This window comes from Paenibacillus sp. FSL H8-0122 (genome assembly GCF_038005345.1).
Lineage (GTDB): Bacteria > Bacillota > Bacilli > Paenibacillales > Paenibacillaceae > Paenibacillus_AQ.
The window spans coordinates 1,476,711-1,496,057 of sequence record NZ_JBBOTB010000001.1 but is presented as its reverse complement, the minus strand read 5'-3'; the positions used below and the strand labels follow the sequence as shown (position 1 = coordinate 1,496,057).

Sequence of the window (19,347 nt, the reverse complement as noted above, 5' to 3'; positions counted from 1 at the left end):
CACTAACGTTACATGTTCACATTAATTGTTCAAAAGCTGGCCCACACGGTCATTCATATCCTTCAGACCTTCATCAATCGAAGCGTTCTTAGTCATGATGTTATCATGTGCTTCATTCAGAATAACCTCGATGTCTGCACTCTTCTCGTGAATCGGCATTTCCAGGTAAGTCTGAACGGTATTCAGCGCAGCCTTGCTGTTCTCGTCAGCCGGGAAGCCGTCGATGGAAGTGATAGAATTGATAACTTCATCGTTCTTGATCGCAGGAATCGTACCGGTGGAAGCAATCACCTTGGCGCCTTCTGCCCCGGTTACGAAGTTCATGAAGTCAAGCGCTGCTTCTTTGTGTTTGGACTTCTGGTTAACAGCCAGGGAAGTAATCGTTCCCAGCGTAGTTCCGGCTTCAACGCCGTCAGGATGAGGGTATTTCACGATGCCCCATTCCGCAGATTGGGATTCGCCGCTCTTCACCTTCTCAATCTGGGTGGCAATGAACCAGCTGCCCATGTTCATCATGGCTACGGAGTTGTTGTAGAATACGCCGGAGTAATGCGTGCTGGAGGTCTTCAGGGTCGCATAATCCATGACGATGCCGTCTTCCTGCTCCTTCAGAATCCGCTCATAGGTAGGCTTCAGGAAATCATAGTTGCCGCCGACCACGGTGTTCTTGCCGTCCAGAATCCCGAACAGTTGAACCGCGCTCCGCCAAGTGTGGTAGTGGGCACCGTATACTTTTTCCGAACCGCTGCCGGAGGTCATCTTGCGGGCCAGCTCATCATATTGGTCGAAGGTCATATCGTTGCTTGGATAATCCACGCCTGCTTTGTCAAACAGGGCCTTGTTGTAGTAGACCAGCCAGAAGTCACTGCGGAACGGAAGCGCATACACCTCACCGCCCACTTCAATCTGCTCAACCGTACCGCCGTATACCGAAGGATCGATGGACTTGTCACCCATGTAGGTCTTCAGCGGCTCCAGGTGATTCTGCTTCACAAGGTTCGAGTAACCCGGAATATCCTTAATCGTCAGGACGTCCAGATCCGCCCCGCCCGAGAGCTGGGTACTGAGCATGGTCATATAGTCGGTGGAGCCAAGATCGACATATTCAATGGTTACGTTCGGATGTGCAGCCTTGTAAGCATCGATCAGCGGCTTGTAGTATGCAGTAGCTTCCCAGTCCCACAGCGCCCATTTCAGTGTTACCGGCTCCTGGCTTGGTTCGGAGGAAGCGGTTGCAGCGTTGCCCGAAGCAGGTGCGCTAGTTGCAGCAGCGTCTTTCGTATTGTTATTGCCGGAGCATCCGGCCAGCATGCTCACGGAGAGCGCGGTGGCAAGGGTCATGCCGTAGAATCTTTTCAAGTTCATGTAAGTATCCCCTTTATCTTCTTATGATGGTGCAGCGGCCGGCACCGGTTGATCCGGCCTTAGTTCAAATTGTAAGCCTTTTCAGACCCGATGGGGATGCAAAATCAAACACAGTTCCTTCACTATTCTGTGCTCTTCTCCGCACGGCCTGCCCCGAACCTGTAATTTCTTATCCGAAACCTGTAAAATTCTCCGCTTCTCCCCCTGGCTCTATAATGAAACGCAGGAATATGCTATGGTAGTTGAAAACGCTTTAAATAGGTCCAGTTATAGATGAAGGAGTGTTCACCACGGTACGTAAATCTACTATTAAAAGCCGCATTATTCTGCTCATGACCGCCTTTGCGCTGCTGATTGCCTCGCTGCTGTCTTGGTTCAGCTACGAACTGATTACGTATTACCAGCGCAAAACGACGATCCAGGCGACGGAATTCAACCTCCAGCTCGTCTCCCATATTATCGAACAGGATCTGATTAATCTAACTACGCTGGCGATGACCAGCAGCACCAACTCGTCCACGAACACCCTGCTTACCGAATATTTCGGTTCGGCGGAGGCCAGCCCCAAGCAGGCGCTGAATGTCTTCAATGCGATGCAGGACGATGTGCGTATTAACCGTTCCTACAGCTATGTACGCCGCCTGATTGCCACAGATAACAGCGGAAAGTTCCTGCAGGTGGAGAATTTCGGCACCTCCATTCCGCTTACGATCCATAATATTGGTCAAGTGACCGGTCTGGCGAATGATGCCGAAGAGCAATGGAACCGGGTCATTAAGGACCCGCTCTCCAATTCCTACGGAATTCCCTTCGTGTTCCCGATCTATGGCCGGGGGGCCACCCGGGTGGGCACCGTCTACCTGCTCGCGAATACCTCCGTCATTACGGACAAGCTGAAGGGCTATGCCCTGCCGGAACACTCCCGGCTGCTGCTTACGCTCGGCGATCATCATTATCAGCTTAACGGAGATCAGGTCAGAGCCATTGAAGAGCCGTACGAGCCGGTAGCCTATACCAGTGACAAGCCTGTCGGCCCCGATACCGAGCTGTCCATGGTGAAAATGCAGGATGATGGGGAAAGCCATATCGTGGTATCGTATCCGGTACGCAGCGGTGTCATGCTCTCGCAGACCTTATCCAGCGACCAGTTCGCGCCCCGGAGCAATATATGGATTCTCGTTCTGCTCGGCGTCTGTCTGCTCGTGCTTGTCTTAAGCGCGATCATTACGCTGTATTTGACCCGCACGATCAGCCTGCCGGTCGAGAAGCTGAAGAAGCGCATGGATAAGATCGCCCAGGGCAACTTCCTGCTCGACCGTAATATTGAATGGAACAGCGAGCTGGGCGATGTCGGCCGGGGCATTAACCGCCTGTCCCAGGATATCGTAGCCCTCATGGACAGCCGGCTCGCGGACGAGAAGCAGAAGCAGGAGCTTGAATACCGGATGCTCCAGAATCAGATTAATCCGCACTTCCTCTACAATACCCTGAATTCGATCAAATGGATGGCTACGATCCAGAACGCCACCGGCATTGCGGAGATGACGACCTCCCTGTCCCGGCTGCTCCGCAGCATTGCCAAGGACAACCGGCGGCTGATGCCGCTGAAGGATGAGCTGAGCCTGCTGGAGGATTATTTCCTGATTCAGAAATACCGCTATGGCAGCACGGTTACTATGGTCACAGAGATTGAAGAGGAAGCGCTGCTTGGCGGGCTTATCCCGCGCTTCACACTCCAGCCCCTGGTGGAGAATGCGATTTTCCATGGCATCGAGCCCAAGGGCCGGGGCGACATTGTTGTCCGGGTCACGAAGAGCGGATTCACGGATCTGCTCATCACGATCGAGGACAACGGGGTCGGGATGACGGCGGAGCAGATTGCCACCATTCTAACCGTTCCCGGGGACGAGGCCAAGGGCATGCTGGAGAATATCGGGCTGCGCAGTGTGAACGAACGGCTGCAGCTCGCTTTTGGCAGGGAATACGGCTTGTCCATTGAGAGCGAGCCCAGCCGCTATACCTTAATGAAGCTGCTGCTCCCCTTCCGGCAGAGAGAATAGCTAAGAATCCCCCACAAAGTGAGGTCTTAGCTTCGATGAGTACTCAGGTACTTTGCGGGGACCCCAAAACAATAGCATACCGAGCAAGGATGTGATGAGCTTGATCAAATTATTAATCGCAGATGATGAAGCCCTGGTCTGCATCGGACTTCAGTCCATGCTGAAATGGGAGCAATATAACATTGAGATTGTGGGCATCGCCCATAACGGCGCACAGGAGGAGGAGATGATTGACACCCTCCGCCCGGACATTGTAATTAGTGATATCAAAATGCCGATCAAAAGCGGCCTGGAGGTCGCCGGCTCGGTCCGCCGCAAGTACGGGCGGCTTCCGCTGTTCATCATGCTGACCAGCTATGAGGAATTCCAGTATGCGCGCGGAGCGATCGAGGTCCAGGCTACCGATTATCTGGTGAAGCTGGAGCTGACCCCGGAGGCGCTGGCGGAATCGATCCGCAGAGCGATTTCCACACTCGAAGCCTATCAGACGATGGAGAGCTATCCGAAGCTGGTCCACCGTGGTAATCTCCAGGCCCAGCGGGATAAATTCTTCATCCGGCTGTTCAACAATCTGTTCGAGAACAAGAACCAGTATCTGCTGCAAAAGGAGGACCTGGAGGTGGACCTCTCCGCGCCGGCTTATCTGGTCTGTACCTGCCGCATTCTCGGACCGGACACCATCCCGCCGCGCGGGGATAAGCTGGTGGCCTTATGCTCAAGCACCGTGCAGATGGCAAAAGATACGCTGGCCTCCAGAAGCGCCTGCTACGTCACCAGCCTGGATCTGCGCAACTTCGCGCTGACCCTGCCCGTGCCGGGCCCGGACCCGCAGCTCTGGATGCCAGACATCCAGATTTTGCTGGCAGATATGGCTTCCGTGCTGCATAATTACTTCAATGTGACCATTATCGGGGCGATTGGCTTCGCAGCGGAAGATCCTTATCTGCTGCAGGGGAGCTATCTCGCTGCCCGGAAGGCGCTGCCCGCCGCTGTGAAGGAGCGCTCCTTCGTCTTCTTCACGGAGGGCGAGGCCCCGCTGCAGGAGCAGCTGCTGTTTGATTTCTCGGAATCGCGGCTTGAGATCCGCAGAGCTTTTGAAGAAATGGATACCCGCGCCTTGCACAGCATTATCTCCCGGATGATCGAGACCTTCGACGGACGGGATGACCTGCTCGTTCCCGCCACCGATGCCGCCTGCAACATTCTGTATATGGCGACCTCCCTGCTCGCGGACGGGGAGAACATGGTGGAGCAGATCTTCGAGCAGGAGCCGGAGGGCTACCGGGCGATCTATCAGATGCATACCATTGAAGAGATTACCGGCTGGCTCGTCCAGTTCCGGGACGGCTGTGTCCGGATGCTCGCCACCCGCAGACAGAGCTATAAGGAGCAGGTGGTGAAGAATGTACAGGAGTATATCAAAAGAAATCTCGGCACCAAGCTCTCGCTCCATCAGGTGGCGGATGTGTTCAACTTCAGCCCCAACTATCTGAGCCACCTGTTCTCCAAGGTCGCCGGGGTGAACTATGTTGAGTATATCACAGAGACTAAAATCACCGCCGCCAAGGAAATGATGGTCCGCGGCGAAGGCCGGATCTACGAAATCTCCCAGAAGCTCGGCTATGAGAGCGCCTTCTATTTCAGCAAGGTGTTCAAAAAGGTCACCGGGCTCTCTCCCCGGGATTATATGCAGCAGATTGAAGGGAATGCGGGAGGGAATTAAACGAAGGACGAAAGGAAGAAAAGTCAAATGAACAAAGGACAAATCGTATTTCTAAACGGAGTGACCAGCTCCGGCAAAACCTCAATAGTCGATGCGATACAATCGAGATCGCCGGAGTTTTTTTATGTGGTAGCCAATGATCTGTTCGAAGAAACGATCGGGGAACGTTACCTGCGTGAAGATTACTGGAAGTATCTTAGTGAAGCGATTATCATGATGTACCATACCGCCAAATTATTCTCGGATCATGGCAAGCATGTGCTGATTGACGGCATCCTGGTGGAGCGGCCGGGCCTCACGCCTCATTACGAGAAGGTGAAGGATATCTTCCCCGGATACCCGCTATCCATTGTGGAAGTATTTTGCCCCCTGGACATTTGCCGCCAGCGCAATCTGGCCCGGGAGCACCGGAGCGAAGACCAGTCCGAAGAGCAGCACAGGCTGATGGCCCGTGACATCGGATATAGCTTCAAGGTGAATACGCATGAGAACACCTCTGAAGCGTGTGCGGATCTGATTGTGGGACATTTGTTCGGTAAGCGTACCGGAGAATGATAGGGATGAGATGACGTTATTTGCTTAAAAAAAATGGACGAGGCTGAGGCTGCCGATATAGGTAGCCTTTTTTTGCTGCGTACAAACTGGATGATGGGCTGCGGCAACCTTTCCCGAAGGAGCAAGAGCTGGGCAACCAAGCAAAGCCTGCTATGCGCGTAAGGATTCCACCCAATCGGTGGCGATTAACCTTGGTTAAAGCTCCTCTTTGGGTTGTTTTGCATTTGGCGGACTCAGAGGACGCTATTGTGTGAAAAAACGGACTTTTGCGAGTTTCGCGGACTCAGGGGCGCTTATGTTGTCTTGTAACGCTGGAAACGAGGGGAATGTGGTTCATTAGCGGCCACTGAGTCCGCTTAGCCCGGTAGGATCGCGGTATGCATACAAATAACGGCCTGTCAGTCCGCACAGTCCTCGGGGAAGCGCGATGTTGATGCGATGGCAGGCTTGGTGATGCGGTAGCAGGCTTGATGATGTGGCGGCAAGCTTGATGATGCGGCGGTAGGCTTGAACTATGCTGCAGCAGGCTTGAACAATGTGGCGGACTTGAAATGATGCAGCGGATTCCTGGTGTGTACGAAACCAATGGAACCATGCTGCCCTTCAACCCCCTTCTAAATGTAAGCGCTCAAAAAATACTCTTGAAAGAACCTTCGGCGGATGATAGGATTAAGGCGAATGTTTAGTAAATTTATTAACTAAAAAGGCGTGATCAGCTTGGCAACGATTAAAGACATCGCCCGGGAGGCAGGCGTATCAGCCGCAACCGTATCCAGAGTGCTAAATAACGACCTGTCCCTGGCTGTCAGTGAGGAGACACGCAGCCGCGTATTCGCTGTGGCCGGGCAGCTGGGCTACAAGCCCTCACGGGTGCGGCAGCTGAAGCGGGAGAATGAGCTGGGCAGTAAGACCGTCTCGCTTCTGCTCTGGTGTTCACCCGAAGAAGAACGGGACGACCCTTATTACGGCTCCATCCGGCGCGGCGTGGAGCTGCGCTGTGAAGAGCTGGGCATCCGGCTGGGCCAGACGCTGCGCGGACACAGCACGCCAGCCCCGCTCCGGCCTGCGGGTGACGGGCTTATCGTAGTCGGCGGAAGCTTCCAGCCGGGAGAGCTTGCGAAGCTGCACCCTGACCGGGGCACCACGGTGCTTGTCGACCATTACTCGGAGCGCACGGAATATGACTCCGTGCGGACACATTTCCGGCAGGCTGTCGATCAGGCGCTGGGCCATCTGCTGGAGCTGGGCCACCGCGATATCGCCTTCATCGGAGGCGGCAGCGGGGAGGAGCGCCGCAGGCATCATTACACCCGGATTATGCAGAGCCAGGGCTGCTATGATCCGGCGCTGATCCGCACCGGAAGCTGGACCAGCGCTGACGGCTACCGGATGATGAGCGAGCTGCTGGCAGGCGTAAGGCGGCCTACGGCCTGCTTCGCCGCCAGTGATCCGCTGGCGGTCGGCGCTCTGCGCGCCCTGCATGATCACGGGATACAGGTGCCTGCCGGGATGGCTGTCGTCGGCTTCGATGATATCGAGATGGCGGCCTATGTTCAGCCTCCGCTGACAACGGTCCGCGCCTATCCCGAGCAGATGGGCAAAGCTGCGGTTCAGCTGCTCGCCGAGCGGTTCGAAGGACGCGAAGCCCCTTCGCATTCGATGATCGGCACGAAGCTGATTGTCCGCGAGACCAGCGGCGGGACCAGAGATTAGCCGTAGTAAGTAGCACACAGCAAGTAATGATTGCTCTATTCCAATACCCAAGGAGTGTTATGATCATGAACATTTTTGCAGACGAATCACTAGGCTTGTTCCATCTTCAGTCCAAAGACACCAGCTATATCATCCAACTGGTAGAGGGTTACCCTGCCCATGTCTACTGGGGCGCACGGCTCCGTCATGATGACAGTCTGGCAGGGATACTTGAGCTGCGCGAACGCGCCTCCTTCTCACCAACCCCGCTGCCGCAAAAGCCTTCCCTCTCGCTGGATGCCCTGCCTCAGGAGTATCCGCAGTATGGTACGAGTGATTTCCGGCGGCCGGCCTATCAGGTTCAGCTAGCGGACGGCACGCGGATCTCTGAACTCAAATATGCGGGATATAGCATTACACCAGGCAAGCCGGCACTCGAAGGACTGCCTGCCGTGTATGCGGAGAATGAAGCAGAAGCACAGACACTGGAACTTACCCTGAAAGATGACTACGCCGGTCTGACGGTCAGACTGCTCTATACAGTGTTCGCTGACCATCAGGCGATCACGCGCTCTGTCCGCTTCGAGCATAACGGTGAAGCCCCGCTCCGGCTGGAGCAGGCGCTTAGCACATCGGTGGATTTTGCCGATTCTGCGTATGATACCCTGCATCTGAGCGGCGCATGGGCCAGAGAGCGCCATGTTCAGCGCCGCCGGCTTAACCCCGGAGCCGCTCTGTCCCTGGAGAGCCGCCGCGGATCAAGCAGCCACCAGGTCAATCCCTTCCTCGCGCTTCTGCGCCCGGGTGCAGATGAAGACCAGGGTGACGTCTATGGCTTCAGCCTCGTCTACAGCGGCAGCTTCAGCGCTACTGCAGAGGTGGAGCAGTTCGGTCAGACCCGTGTAAGCATCGGAATTAACCCGTTCGACTTCTCCTGGCTGCTGGAGCCGGGCCAATCCTTCCAGACCCCGGAGGCCGTGCTCGTCTATTCCGGCGAAGGCATCGGCGGCATGTCGCGCACCTATCACCGGCTGTACCGGACCCGGCTCTGCCGCGGTGTTCACCGTGATCAAGCCCGGCCAATTCTGGTCAACAACTGGGAGGCGACTTACTTCGACTTTAATGCGGACAAAATCGCAACCATCGCCAAAGCAGCAGGCCCGCTCGGCATTGAGCTATTCGTCCTGGACGACGGCTGGTTCGGCAGACGCGACAAGGATAACAGCTCACTAGGCGACTGGTTCGAGGACCGCCGCAAGCTGCCTGAAGGTCTGGCCGATCTGGCCGGCCGGGTCAACAAGGAAGGCGTACAGTTCGGTCTATGGGTGGAGCCGGAGATGGTCTCGCCGGACAGTGAGCTGTACCGCAAGCACCCGGACTGGTGCCTGCATGCCGCAGGACGCCGCCGTACAGAAGGCCGCAATCAGCTGATCCTGGATCTCTCCCGCCCAGAGGTATGCGACTATCTGTACGAGACGTTAAGCACAGTCTTCGCAAGTGCCCCGATCCGCTATATCAAGTGGGACATGAACCGCAATATGACCGAGATTGCATCGGCGAAGGCTGCCCCAGAGCGCCAAAAAGAAACCGCCCACCGCTATATGCTCGGCCTGTATAATCTGCTGGAACGCCTGACCTCGCGCTTCCCTGACATTCTGTTCGAGAGCTGCTCCGGCGGCGGCGGCCGGTTCGATCCGGGCATGCTGTTCTATATGCCGCAGACCTGGACCAGCGACAACACCGATGCGGTGGAACGCCTGGCGATTCAGTACGGCACAAGCATCGTCTACCCGGCCAGCAGCATGGGCGCACATGTATCTGACGTTCCGAACCATCAGGTAGACCGCATTACCTCCCTCGCTATGCGCGGCGATGTAGCGATGAGCGGTAACTTCGGCTATGAGCTGGACCTCACAAAGTTCACTGAAGCGGAGAAGGACCTGGCCGCCCGGCAGATTGCCCAGTACAAGGAGATCCGCACGCTGGTGCAGCAAGGGGACATGTACCGTCTGCTGAGTCCGTTCGAGGGCAGCGGTGAGACCGCCTGGATGTTCGTCAGCGAGGACAAGACCGAAGCCTTCGTCGCTTACTTCCGCGTACTCGCGAGACCTAATCCGCCAATCTCGCGCCTTACGCTCAAGGGACTGAACCCGGAGCTGGATTACGTGCTTGAGACGGGGGCAAAAGGCAGCAACGAGCATCTGCACGGCGGCGCAGAAGTACATGAGGCAGCAGCGGGCGACAGCTCCGCTCCGTTCCGGACCGCCTTCGGCGGGACACCGCTCGGTGGAGACCGCCTGATGCGCATGGGTCTCGTAGTCTCCGACCTGCGCGGAGATTATGCAAGCTGCACCTACCGCCTGAGAGCGGTGCAGCGCTGATCTGTAGCTTTCGTTCTGCGGGCGGTGCAGCACTGATCCGCAGCTTCCTTTTCACTATAAGACTTATGCACGGTTTAGCTTCAGGCATACCACAGGCGTCAGCCTCCTTTAGGAGATTGACGCCTGTTTTTTTTGTGGAAAGGTGCAGTCAGGAAGGCGGCTTGCTGGCGGTTTATTAACGACTAACGCCTACTCCTGTTCCTGCCCCTGTTCCCGGCCAAGCAGTCCGCTGAGCGCTTCTGTTACGTTCATGCCGGTCAGCGTCTTGGTCAGCTCAGGTACCTGGGCCATGATTTTGGCGATATCGCCGGTGATTTTGTTCACGCCTGAGGAAGCCCCGTCCTGGGAGATGACGGTGATCTTGTCTACTTTAGCCAGCGGGGAGGCGATTTTGTCAGCCAGCTCCGGCAGGATTTTCAGGAATTCTACGGTCAGGGCGGCTTGAGTGAACTGTTTGTACGCTTCCGCTTTCTTTTGCAGCGCTCCCGCTTCGGCCGCTCCGGCCAGCTGGACGATCTCCGCATTTGCCTTCCCTTTGGCCAGCTCCGCCTCGGCTGTTGCCAGCCCGCGCTTGGTCGTTGTAGCGGCTTCGGCTTCTGCCTCCAGAATCTGCCGCTGCTTGGCAGCTTCCGCCCGCATAACCGTAGCCTGATTCTCCGCCTGGGCAGGCTTGATCACCGTTGCCTCCAGCTCCCTCTGTCTAAGCTCCACTTCAATCTCCCGGACCGTCCGGTTGGCCTCTGCTTCCATCTGTGTGATCTTGACCTGTTCCGTAACCAGCGACTGCTTGATCTTATTCTGCTGCAATTCATAGGCCAGATCCGCCTGCGCCTTCTTCACCTCGGTCTCCAGCTTGAAGTCCGCCTGCTTAATATTCAACTCCTTTTCGAACAAGGATTCCTTCGCACGGGCGGCGGTTCCCGCTTCTATAGTCGCCTGATGGGCATTGGCTTTGGCAATGGAGGATTCCTTCTCCGCTTCGGCCTGTTTGATCTGAATGTCGCGTTCGGCCTCAGCCTTGGCAATACTGGCATCGCGGCGGATACGCTCAATCTCGGGCACCCCCATATTGTCGATGTACCCTTTGTCGTCGGTAATCTTCTTGATGGTGAAGCTGACCACCTCCAGCCCCATCTTGTCGAGGTCCTCTGAGCAGGTCTCCCGCATCTTGCTGTTGATCTCGTCAGGGGTCTTCAGGATAGATTCTACGGTAAGCTGGCCGATCAGGCCGCGCAGATGACCCTCCACCGAATGCAGAATAATTGTCTCTCGGTCTTCTTCCGGCCGGTCAATGAACTGCTCGCTGGCTGTGAGAATAGCGGTTGGATCGCTTTTAATCTTAATCTGGGCTACCGCCTCCAGGTTCAGCTTGATGCCCTGGCGGGAAAACATGGCCTGCGCCGGGATCACATCGAAGCTCATCAGCATCATGGAGATGGTTTTATTGTTCTGGAAGCCGGGGATGACGAATGTCCCGCCGCCCTGGACCACTCTTTTGCCGCCGAGACCGTATACGATCATGGCCTGATTGGGCGGAACCTTTTTATACGCGGTCACAATACTGGTTAACGCCAGCAGAATTACAACAACAATAGCTCCGGTTACATATAAAATTAACATTTGCTCCGACACTCCCCGTTAGTTTTGTTCCATTTCCCTCTCGAACAAAGTGACCGCTGCGATCCCCTTATCCGTCTTCACAATAATCACCCGATCGCCCCGCAACAGCGACTGGCCGGATTCGGCACGCACGCCGATGGAGCGCATGGTCCCGTGCAGCACATACTTCATCTCTCCCACGGCCCCATCCGCTGCGGCGATGCTGATATAGCCGAGCTGGCCTGCCGGATCATAATCAAGTTCACTCATACTGCTGTCATACCGGGTCATCACCCGGGCTAGTACCGTGTAGAGCAGGATGCCCGGCAGCAGGGCGATCAAGGTACAGACCAGTACCACGGCGAGCAGCTGCATCCCGCTGTACTTGACAAGCATATACCCCGTGCCGCCCCAGACGGTGACAAACACCATCAGTGGAAGAATCGGCAGAAAACCAGGCCCCCCGGCATCGCCTCCCCCGACATGCAGGTGGCCTGCCAGGCCGTGCCCATGAATACTGCCACTGAGAATAAGCAGAAGTCCAACCCAAAAGCAGACGATAAATACAGTAGCGATGGTAACCCTCTCCTTTCAATGGATTGGTGATATGGTAACTGACTAGTGTGACGATGAATAGACCGACTAATTATTGTTGTTATACGTCTTTTTTGCACTTGCACTTGTCGCTATTGCCCCTAATTTCCACTTTGGGCTGCCTGGTTAGGTGGGGGCAGAGGCACAACTTGGTTGAAGTGCACTTGTGCTCCTCATTTGCTCGTTTAGCCAATTTTCCTGAGATTCAGGTGCACTTGTGCTCTTCATTTGCTCGTTTAGCCAACTTTTCTGGAATTCAGAGGTACTTGTGCTCTTCATTTGCTCATTTAGCCAACTTTCCTGGGATTCTGGTGCACTTGTGCTCTTCATTTCCACCTCCAGCCCAATTCCAGCGCAATCAGTGGGATTTATCCCTCTCATTTCCGCATCCAGCCCACTTCCAGCGCAATCAGTGGGATTTATCCCTCTCATTTCCGCATCCAGCCCACTTCCAGCACAATCAGTGGGATTTATCCCTCTCATTTCCGCATCCAGCCCACTTTCAGCCTATTCAGTGGGATTTATCCCTTTCCTGCACAGCAAAAAGACCACAGCAGCAGGGCTCTCCGTGGTCGGTTAATCGATCATGGCGCTCATCCTCTCTCTTCGAGGCTTACGGGGTTAGCTGACGGATTCGGGCAGCGAGATTGCCCTACCTTACCGGAGCTATAGTAGCACACTGGCAAGGATTCACCCCGGGTACTCAGCAGCCCATCCTTAAGCCGCCTGCACCAGTTGGTTCCCCCGTTCCCGTTACGGAATTCAGCCATTTCAAGAACAGTGTCATTTCATTCGGTTGTTGATTGAATCTTACGCCTGTAGCCATTTAATGTAAAACCTCACGGATGACAAAAGAAGTCAAAAATGCTGTCCCTTCGGGAATGAAGGCGCATTCTTCAGTTCGGCTCTTAACCGCCCGGCGATTTGCTCCTGCTATCGTCTGTTTACACCAACGTTACTCTTCCTCTCACTTACTTCTCTTCCTACGCCCACTCCCCTGCTCATCTGCTCATCTACTCACTCTTTCTTCTACTCACTCTCGCTTCTACTTACTCTCTCTTCTACTTACTCTCTCTTCTACTCACTCTCTCTTCTACTCACTCTCGCTTCTACTTACTCTCTCTTCTACTTACTCTCTCTTCTACTTACTCTCTCTTCTACATACTCTCTCTTCTACTCACTCTCGCTTCTACTTACTCTCGCTTCTACTTACTCTCTCTTCTACTTACTCTCTCTTCTACATACTCTCTCTTCTACTCACTCTCTCTGCTACTCACTCTCTCTTCCACTTACTCTCTCTTCTACTCCTATACTCACTCACTTCTCACCTACTCACCTACCCACCTACTCACCTTCTCACCTTCTCACCTTCTCACCTTCTCACCTACTCACCTTCTCACCTACTCACCTTCTCACCTTATCACCTTCTCACCTACTCACCTACTCACCTACTCACCTACTCTTCTACTCCCACTCACATCCTTCTCACTTTCCTCTATCCTACTTCTCATAAACCTTAACCCCCACCTTTCTTCCCCATCCCACTACTCAAAATTTGAAATATTCACGCTTCCGTCACTTGATGCTCATTGTGCAATCTTTCCCTTTGAGCAATAATAGAACCTATAGATTCTATAGCGCCTTTAACTTTTGAAGAAAGGAGGAACGTTGAAATTTGAATTCCAAACTGAATTTGCGGGACAAAAAAAAGGAAGCCACTGCCTACGCTCTAGCTGTAGGGGCCTTCGAGCTTGCGCTTGAGCATGGCATGGACGGCTTCATTGTTGACGATGTGGTGCAGAAGGCCGGTTACTCCCGGCGGACTTTTGCCAATTACTTCTCCTGCAAGGAAGAAGCGGTGGCCGCCTATTTCATTGGCAATATTGCTGCCAAAGAGAAAGAAGAAGCGAATAACACGCTGGCCGGTCAACCGCCGGATGCTACACCGCTTGATGTCCTGTACAACCTGCTGAAGCTGCAATTCACCTCGGAGTTCCTGCATAAGCTGCGGCAGTTCGTATCCCTGGCGAATCAATATCCGTCTCTGGAGCCTTACATTCTCAATGTCTTCCGGCATTTGCAGATCACAGCCCAGGAGACACTGGAGCAGTTCACCCGTGGACGGTATGCCAATGGATATACCCACCTGCTGGTAGGTGCCGTCTATGGGGCCTTCGTGCCTATCTTGGACGGACGGCTGAATGTCATGCTGCCGGGCGAACAGCTGAGTGAAGGCTCCGATGCCATGCCGTTTGAACAATACCTGAATTCTATGTTTGCTTATTTACGTAACGGCTTCTAAATTCACAGATAAAGAGGAGAAACCACTACATGTCTACCTTTCTATACCGCTTAGGTAAATCGGCTTATGCCAAGCCTTGGGCCTTCATTGCAGTCTGGATCATTGTACTTGGAGTTGTAGGCACCCTGATTGGAGTCAATGGCATTCAATCCAGCTCCGAGATGAAAATTGAAGGCACAGAGTCGCAAAAAGTGCTGGATAAGCTGACAAAAGAGCTGCCCGCTGCGGCCGGAGGCCAGGCTAGTATCGCCTTCACTGCACCGGACGGCGAACGTCTGGATACGCCTGAGCGTTCCGCACTATTGCTGAAGGCCATTAATGATGTATACAACATGGAATATGTCATAAACCCTGTAGAGCTCGCAGCACAAGCAGCGGCCGCCGCTAGTCAAGCCGCTGCTGATCCTTCCGCCGCTACGGGCCAAGCCGCTGCCGATCCTTCCGCTGCCGCTGGCCAAGCCGCTGCCGATCCTTCCGCTGCCGCTGGCCAAGCCGCTGCCGATCCTTCCGCCGCCGCTGGTCAAGCTGCTGCTGATCCTTCCGCCGCCGCTGGTCAAGCTGCTGCTGCGCAGGCGATGCCGTTCGGTCCGCTGATTGCCGAAGGCGCTCCGGTTCCCGGCGTGATGCTGTCGGCTGACGGCAGTATTGCCCTGTTCCAGTTCCAGTTCACGGTTCAGCAGACCTCTCTGCCATCGGAGGTGCCGGATAAGATCATCGATACCGTAACCGAGGTGGAACAGTCCGGTTCAGGCATTACCGCGATTCCAAGCGACTCGCTCAAAAGCATGCCAGCCATCGGCTCCACGGAAGCTATCGGCGTAGCCGTTGCTGCCGTCGTATTGTTCCTGACGCTGGGCTCGGTTGTCGCCGCAGGCTTGCCGCTGTTGACCGCGCTTCTCGGAGTCGGCATCAGTGTCGGAGGTGCTTTTGCCCTCGGCAGCCTGATCCAGATGAACGATATTACACCGGTTCTTGCCGTGATGATCGGTCTCGCGGTAGGGATCGACTACTCGCTGTTCATTGTGAACCGGCAGCGCCGTCTGATCCTGGATGAGAAATTAAGCGCAGCCGAAGCAGCCAGCCGGGCACTGGGCACCGCAGGCAGTGCCGTATTCTTCGCCGGTCTGACCGTTATTATCGCCTTGTGCGGCATGCTCGTCATTGGCATCGGCTTCTTATCGACAATGGCACTTGTGGCTGCGGCCAGTGTTCTGATTAACGTCCTGCTGGCCTTGTCCCTGCTGCCTGCGCTGCTCGGCCTGGTCGGTGAACGGATCGTAACCGCCAAAGCCCGGACGAAGAACACCACTGCCGCCGCCAAAGCGCAGCACAGCTTCTCGCACCGCTGGGCAAATGCCACGGTGAAATACCGTTGGGCCATCATTGTGCTGGTGGTGCTGGTGCTTGGCACAGCTGCCATTCCAGTTACCAAGATGGAGCTGGGTATTCCATCCGGCGCCTCGGCGAACCTGGATACTCCGGCCCGCCAGAGCTATGATGTCATCTCCAAAGGGTTCGGCGAAGGCTTCAACGGCCCGCTGCTGCTGGTCGCTGAGACGAAGAATCCGTCTGAGAAGATCTCCATACCAATTCTGGGCAAGCTGGTTCAGGAGCTGCAAATGCACGATAATGTGACCCTGGTCTCTCCGCTCGGTGTCAGTCCCACCGGCGATCTCGCCATCATAAGCCTGATTCCGAAGACAGGGCCCACAGATACCGCAACCAGAGATCTGGTGCAGGAGCTGCGCGATCCGAATTCCGCTCTGACCGCCGGCAACAATATTAATCTTGGCGTGACCGGCTTCACCGCCATCAATATTGATATGTCCTCGAAGCTGTCCGATGCCTTCCCTGTATACATCGGGATCATCGTGATCCTGTCGCTGATCATTCTGCTCCTGGTGTTCCGGTCCATTATCGTGCCAATCAAAGCGACCGTCGGCTTCGTGCTAAGTATTCTTGCCACCTTCGGCGTGACCACCGCCGTCTATCAGTGGGGCTGGCTGCATTCGCTGTTCGGCTTCGATACCGGCGGACCGCTGCTCAGCTTCATGCCAATCCTGGTTACTGGTATTCTGTACGGACTTGCCATGGATTACCAGGTCTTCCTGGTCAGCTCCATGCGTGAAGCTTATGTCCACGGCCGTCATGGCAAGGACAGTGTCATTCACGGCTATGATCTGGCCAGCCGGGTCGTACTGGCCGCAGGTGTGATCATGGTGTCCGTCTTCGCCGGCTTCATCTTCGCCCCGGATGCGATGATTAAGCAGATCGGCTTCGCACTGGCCTTCGGCATCCTGATTGATGCCTTCATTGTCCGGATGACGCTGGTTCCGGCCGTCATGGCCGTCTTCGGCGACAAAGCCTGGTGGCTGCCGAAATGGCTGGACCGCCTGCTGCCGAATCTCGATGTCGAAGGCGATAAGCTGATCGCCAAGCTGAATGCCGAGAGCGGACAGAAGCACTAAATCTTCCCCCATAAAGCAGAGACTTGGCTTCGATGATTACCAGGTACTTTGCGGGACCCCCAGACATGTATATCTCCCCGGAATAACGGACGGTGCTCCCGCCGTACTCCCGGTACAAATAGAGCCTGCGGCATCGTCCGCAGGCTCTATTTTGATATAATGGCTATAATTGAATTCAAATCCTAAGGAGGAGTACCCGTGAACATCGTAGAACTGGACCTTGCTCAGAACCAGCAGGAAATCTCCAGACTTCTGGAGGAACACAGCCGCGGCATAGACAGCAGCATTCCACCTTATCAGCGTGAGGTAATCTCCCTGGCGGCCTACGAGAACGGCGTCTTCGTTGGCGGCATTACCGGAGATATCGTCTGGAATATCCTGAACGTGCACTTACTGGCCGTTGACCCCACGTACAGAGGCAATGGACTCGGCAAGGCCCTGCTGGAAGAGATGGAACATAGGGCCTCACTTCGCGGTTGTAAGGTTAGCGAATTGACCACAATGAGCTGGCAGGCGCCGCATTTTTATCAGAAGCAGGGGTATGAAATCTTCGGTGAAATTAAGGATTGTCCGCATGAAGGGCAGAGCAAATATTATCTCCAGAAAAACCTGAAGCCCGGTTCTCCCTCCTAAGGGGTCCCGGCGCTTCGCGCCATCCCGTTCAAACCACACTGAAAATCACATGCTTCCCGGCCGCCAGTGCCTTCCCGTAGAAGTCCAGCAGGCCTGCAAATTCACTCTTCACTGCCTCGTTAAGCTGCTCTGTCACATTGCCCGGCTCCAGCTTCTCCAAGTTTACCTGCTGCATCGCCGCAATAATGTCTTCTAGTTCATCCTGCTCCGTGCAGGCGAAGAACCCGTCCTCCTCCTCCACCTCAAATACATGCACCCCGACAACAGCCTCACTTAACGGGTCCCCCTCTATAGGTTCACTGGCCGAGACACCGGTTAGCGCCACATGCAGTTCCTCCCACAGCTTGTCGATATCGTAGTATTCACTTCCGCCTTCAATGAGCTTCTCCAGCGTATCCATCAGCTCTGAACCGTCCATCTCCATCATGCGATCCAGCGTATCCTCATCCACCATGACATATTGGCCCAGCATCCCCATTTGTCATTCCTCCCTCAATAAAATACAGCTGCCCACGCTCCACTCTCCTTACAGAATAGGCGACAGCAGCCGGGAAATCCCCTCTTTCAGCTTGATCACAAGCGAGCGCTGCGCATACCGTTCAACCGTAAGCTCCGAGCACAGTCTGACATCATTCAGGAAAATATCCTGGAGCTGTTCGGCAATCGCCCGGTCATACACAATGGCATTGACCTCGAAGTTCAGCCGGAAGCTGCGGGAATCGATGTTCATCGTTCCAACAGAGGCAACCTCCCCGTCTGCGACAATCGTTTTGGCGTGCAGGAAGCCGTTCTCGTAGAGCAGGATTTTGGCCCCGTAATTCAGCAGATCTCCGGCATACGCCCAGGTGGCCCAATACACGAACGGATGGTCAGGCTTGTTAGGGATCATGATCTGCAGATCGACTCCGGAGAGCAGGGCGATTTTGCAGGCATCCATGAAGCTGGTGTCCGGTATGAAGTACGGGGTCTGGATATACACACTTTCCTTGGCTGACAAAATCAGCTTAATATACATGTTCTTCAGATGCTCGGTTGACGAATTGGGGCCGCTCGTAATGATCTGGACCGGGCTTGTCCCTGTATGCTGCTCCATATTGAAGACGAATTCCCCGTAATCCCCGCGCTCATGCTTCCCGGCCTGATGCCAGTCGAGGATGAATCTGCCCTGGATATGGCTGACGGCATTTCCGGTGATCCGGAGATGAGTGTCCCGCCAGTAGCCGAACTTCGGATCCTGCCCCAGATATTCATCCCCCACATTGAATCCGCCGATATAGGCGATGCTTCCGTCAATAATGCATAGCTTGCGGTGATTCCGGTTGTTTATCCGGAAGTTCAGCGGCTTGATCAGGGACGGGAAGAACACTTCAACCTCGCCCCCTGCTGCACGCAATTCCCTGAAAAAATGCCGTGAAATCCGCTTCGAGCCGACTTCATCATATAACAGCCGCACCTTCACGCCTTCCCGCGCCTTCAGAATCAGCTCTTCACGCAGCTTCATGCCCAGCTGGTCCGGCTGAATGATGTAATACTGAATATTGATCTCTGCGCGGGCAGACCGGATATCCTCGAACAATGCGGCGAACTTCTGATGGCCGTCACTGTAAATAACAATCTCATTATCGTTAGATAACAAGCCGTGCGACGAGCGGATATTCATGTTGATGAGCTGGGCATAATTCTGCAGCAGCTGCGACCGGTCATCCGCCCCTTCCGCGAAGGCTGCCAGCTGCTTGTCCGCTTCAGCCTGGACATATTCCTGCTCTTCGATGAAGAGCTTGTAGAAATTCCTTTTTTTGAGATTGCGTCCGAAGAAGATATACAAGACAAATCCCAGAATCGGGATGAAAAACAGTACCATCAACCAGGCCCAGGTGTACCCCGCCTCCCTGCGCTCAATGAACAGAAAGCCCAGTGCCAGAATGATGTTAATGAGGGTGACGACTGTGGTTAGACTTGCAAACTCCATGCTCTT

At 54.9% G+C, this 19,347-nt stretch carries 13 protein-coding genes and 1 riboswitch; of the genes, 8 read left to right on the top strand and 5 right to left on the bottom strand.

Translation table 11 applies throughout. The features are described 5' to 3' along the window. Window positions 1–21: 21 nt before the first annotated feature. Entirely contained in the window at window positions 22–1,365 is a 1,344-nt protein-coding gene (locus NSS64_RS06415) for an ABC transporter substrate-binding protein (RefSeq protein ID WP_341139604.1), read from the bottom strand. Window positions 1,366–1,646: 281 nt separating this feature from the next. Here NSS64_RS06415 and NSS64_RS06410 point away from each other — a divergent pair, with 281 nt between their 5' ends. The 5 genes from NSS64_RS06410 to NSS64_RS06390 all read left to right on the top strand — a co-directional run bounded on the left by NSS64_RS06410 (window position 1,647) and on the right by NSS64_RS06390 (window position 9,776). After that, complete coding sequence (locus NSS64_RS06410; protein WP_341139603.1) at window positions 1,647–3,425, top strand: sensor histidine kinase; 1,779 nt, start codon at window positions 1,647–1,649, stop codon at window positions 3,423–3,425. A 100-nt stretch (window positions 3,426–3,525) separates the two neighbouring features. After that, window positions 3,526–5,148 (top strand): response regulator transcription factor, encoded by a 1,623-nt coding sequence (locus NSS64_RS06405; RefSeq protein WP_341139602.1) that lies wholly within the window; start codon window positions 3,526–3,528, stop codon window positions 5,146–5,148. Window positions 5,149–5,175: 27 nt separating this feature from the next. Further along, window positions 5,176–5,703, top strand: a complete 528-nt coding sequence (locus NSS64_RS06400) for a phosphotransferase-like protein (protein WP_340939250.1) — start codon at window positions 5,176–5,178, stop codon at window positions 5,701–5,703. 717 nt (window positions 5,704–6,420) lie between these two features. Beyond that, window positions 6,421–7,416, top strand: a complete 996-nt coding sequence (locus NSS64_RS06395; RefSeq protein ID WP_341139601.1) for a LacI family DNA-binding transcriptional regulator — start codon at window positions 6,421–6,423, stop codon at window positions 7,414–7,416. 65 nt (window positions 7,417–7,481) lie between these two features. Next, window positions 7,482–9,776 (top strand): alpha-galactosidase, encoded by a 2,295-nt coding sequence (locus NSS64_RS06390; RefSeq protein WP_341139600.1) that lies wholly within the window; start codon window positions 7,482–7,484, stop codon window positions 9,774–9,776. Between the two features lie 189 nt (window positions 9,777–9,965). On the opposite strand, the gene NSS64_RS06385 is transcribed toward NSS64_RS06390, so the two are convergent. Together NSS64_RS06385 and NSS64_RS06380 are read right to left on the bottom strand one after the other, a co-directional pair. Beyond that, window positions 9,966–11,396 carry a flotillin family protein gene (locus NSS64_RS06385; RefSeq protein WP_341139599.1) on the bottom strand — a complete coding sequence of 477 codons (1,431 nt, stop codon included), beginning with the start codon at window positions 11,394–11,396 and terminating at the stop codon, window positions 9,966–9,968. Between the two features lie 18 nt (window positions 11,397–11,414). Beyond that, complete coding sequence (locus NSS64_RS06380; protein ID WP_340951237.1) at window positions 11,415–11,771, bottom strand: hypothetical protein; 357 nt, start codon at window positions 11,769–11,771, stop codon at window positions 11,415–11,417. 793 nt (window positions 11,772–12,564) lie between these two features. After that, window positions 12,565–12,747, bottom strand: a riboswitch (cyclic di-AMP (ydaO/yuaA leader). Between the two features lie 897 nt (window positions 12,748–13,644). Between NSS64_RS06380 and NSS64_RS06375 the strand changes: the two genes are divergently transcribed. The 3 genes from NSS64_RS06375 to NSS64_RS06365 all read left to right on the top strand — a co-directional run bounded on the left by NSS64_RS06375 (window position 13,645) and on the right by NSS64_RS06365 (window position 17,372). Further along, a complete protein-coding gene (locus NSS64_RS06375) occupies window positions 13,645–14,271 on the top strand; it encodes a TetR/AcrR family transcriptional regulator (protein WP_341139598.1) in 627 nt (208 codons plus the stop codon). A gap of 29 nt (window positions 14,272–14,300) precedes the next feature. Beyond that, window positions 14,301–16,739 carry an MMPL family transporter gene (locus tag NSS64_RS06370; protein WP_341139597.1) on the top strand — a complete coding sequence of 813 codons (2,439 nt, stop codon included), beginning with the start codon at window positions 14,301–14,303 and terminating at the stop codon, window positions 16,737–16,739. Between the two features lie 198 nt (window positions 16,740–16,937). After that, entirely contained in the window at window positions 16,938–17,372 is a 435-nt protein-coding gene (locus NSS64_RS06365) for a GNAT family N-acetyltransferase (RefSeq protein WP_341139596.1), read from the top strand. A 28-nt stretch (window positions 17,373–17,400) separates the two neighbouring features. On the opposite strand, the gene NSS64_RS06360 is transcribed toward NSS64_RS06365, so the two are convergent. Next, a complete protein-coding gene (locus NSS64_RS06360; protein ID WP_341139595.1) occupies window positions 17,401–17,850 on the bottom strand; it encodes a DUF1877 family protein in 450 nt (149 codons plus the stop codon). A gap of 48 nt (window positions 17,851–17,898) precedes the next feature. Continuing rightward, window positions 17,899–19,341, bottom strand: a complete 1,443-nt coding sequence (cls, locus tag NSS64_RS06355; protein ID WP_341139594.1) for a cardiolipin synthase — start codon at window positions 19,339–19,341, stop codon at window positions 17,899–17,901. Window positions 19,342–19,347 lie beyond the last annotated feature (6 nt).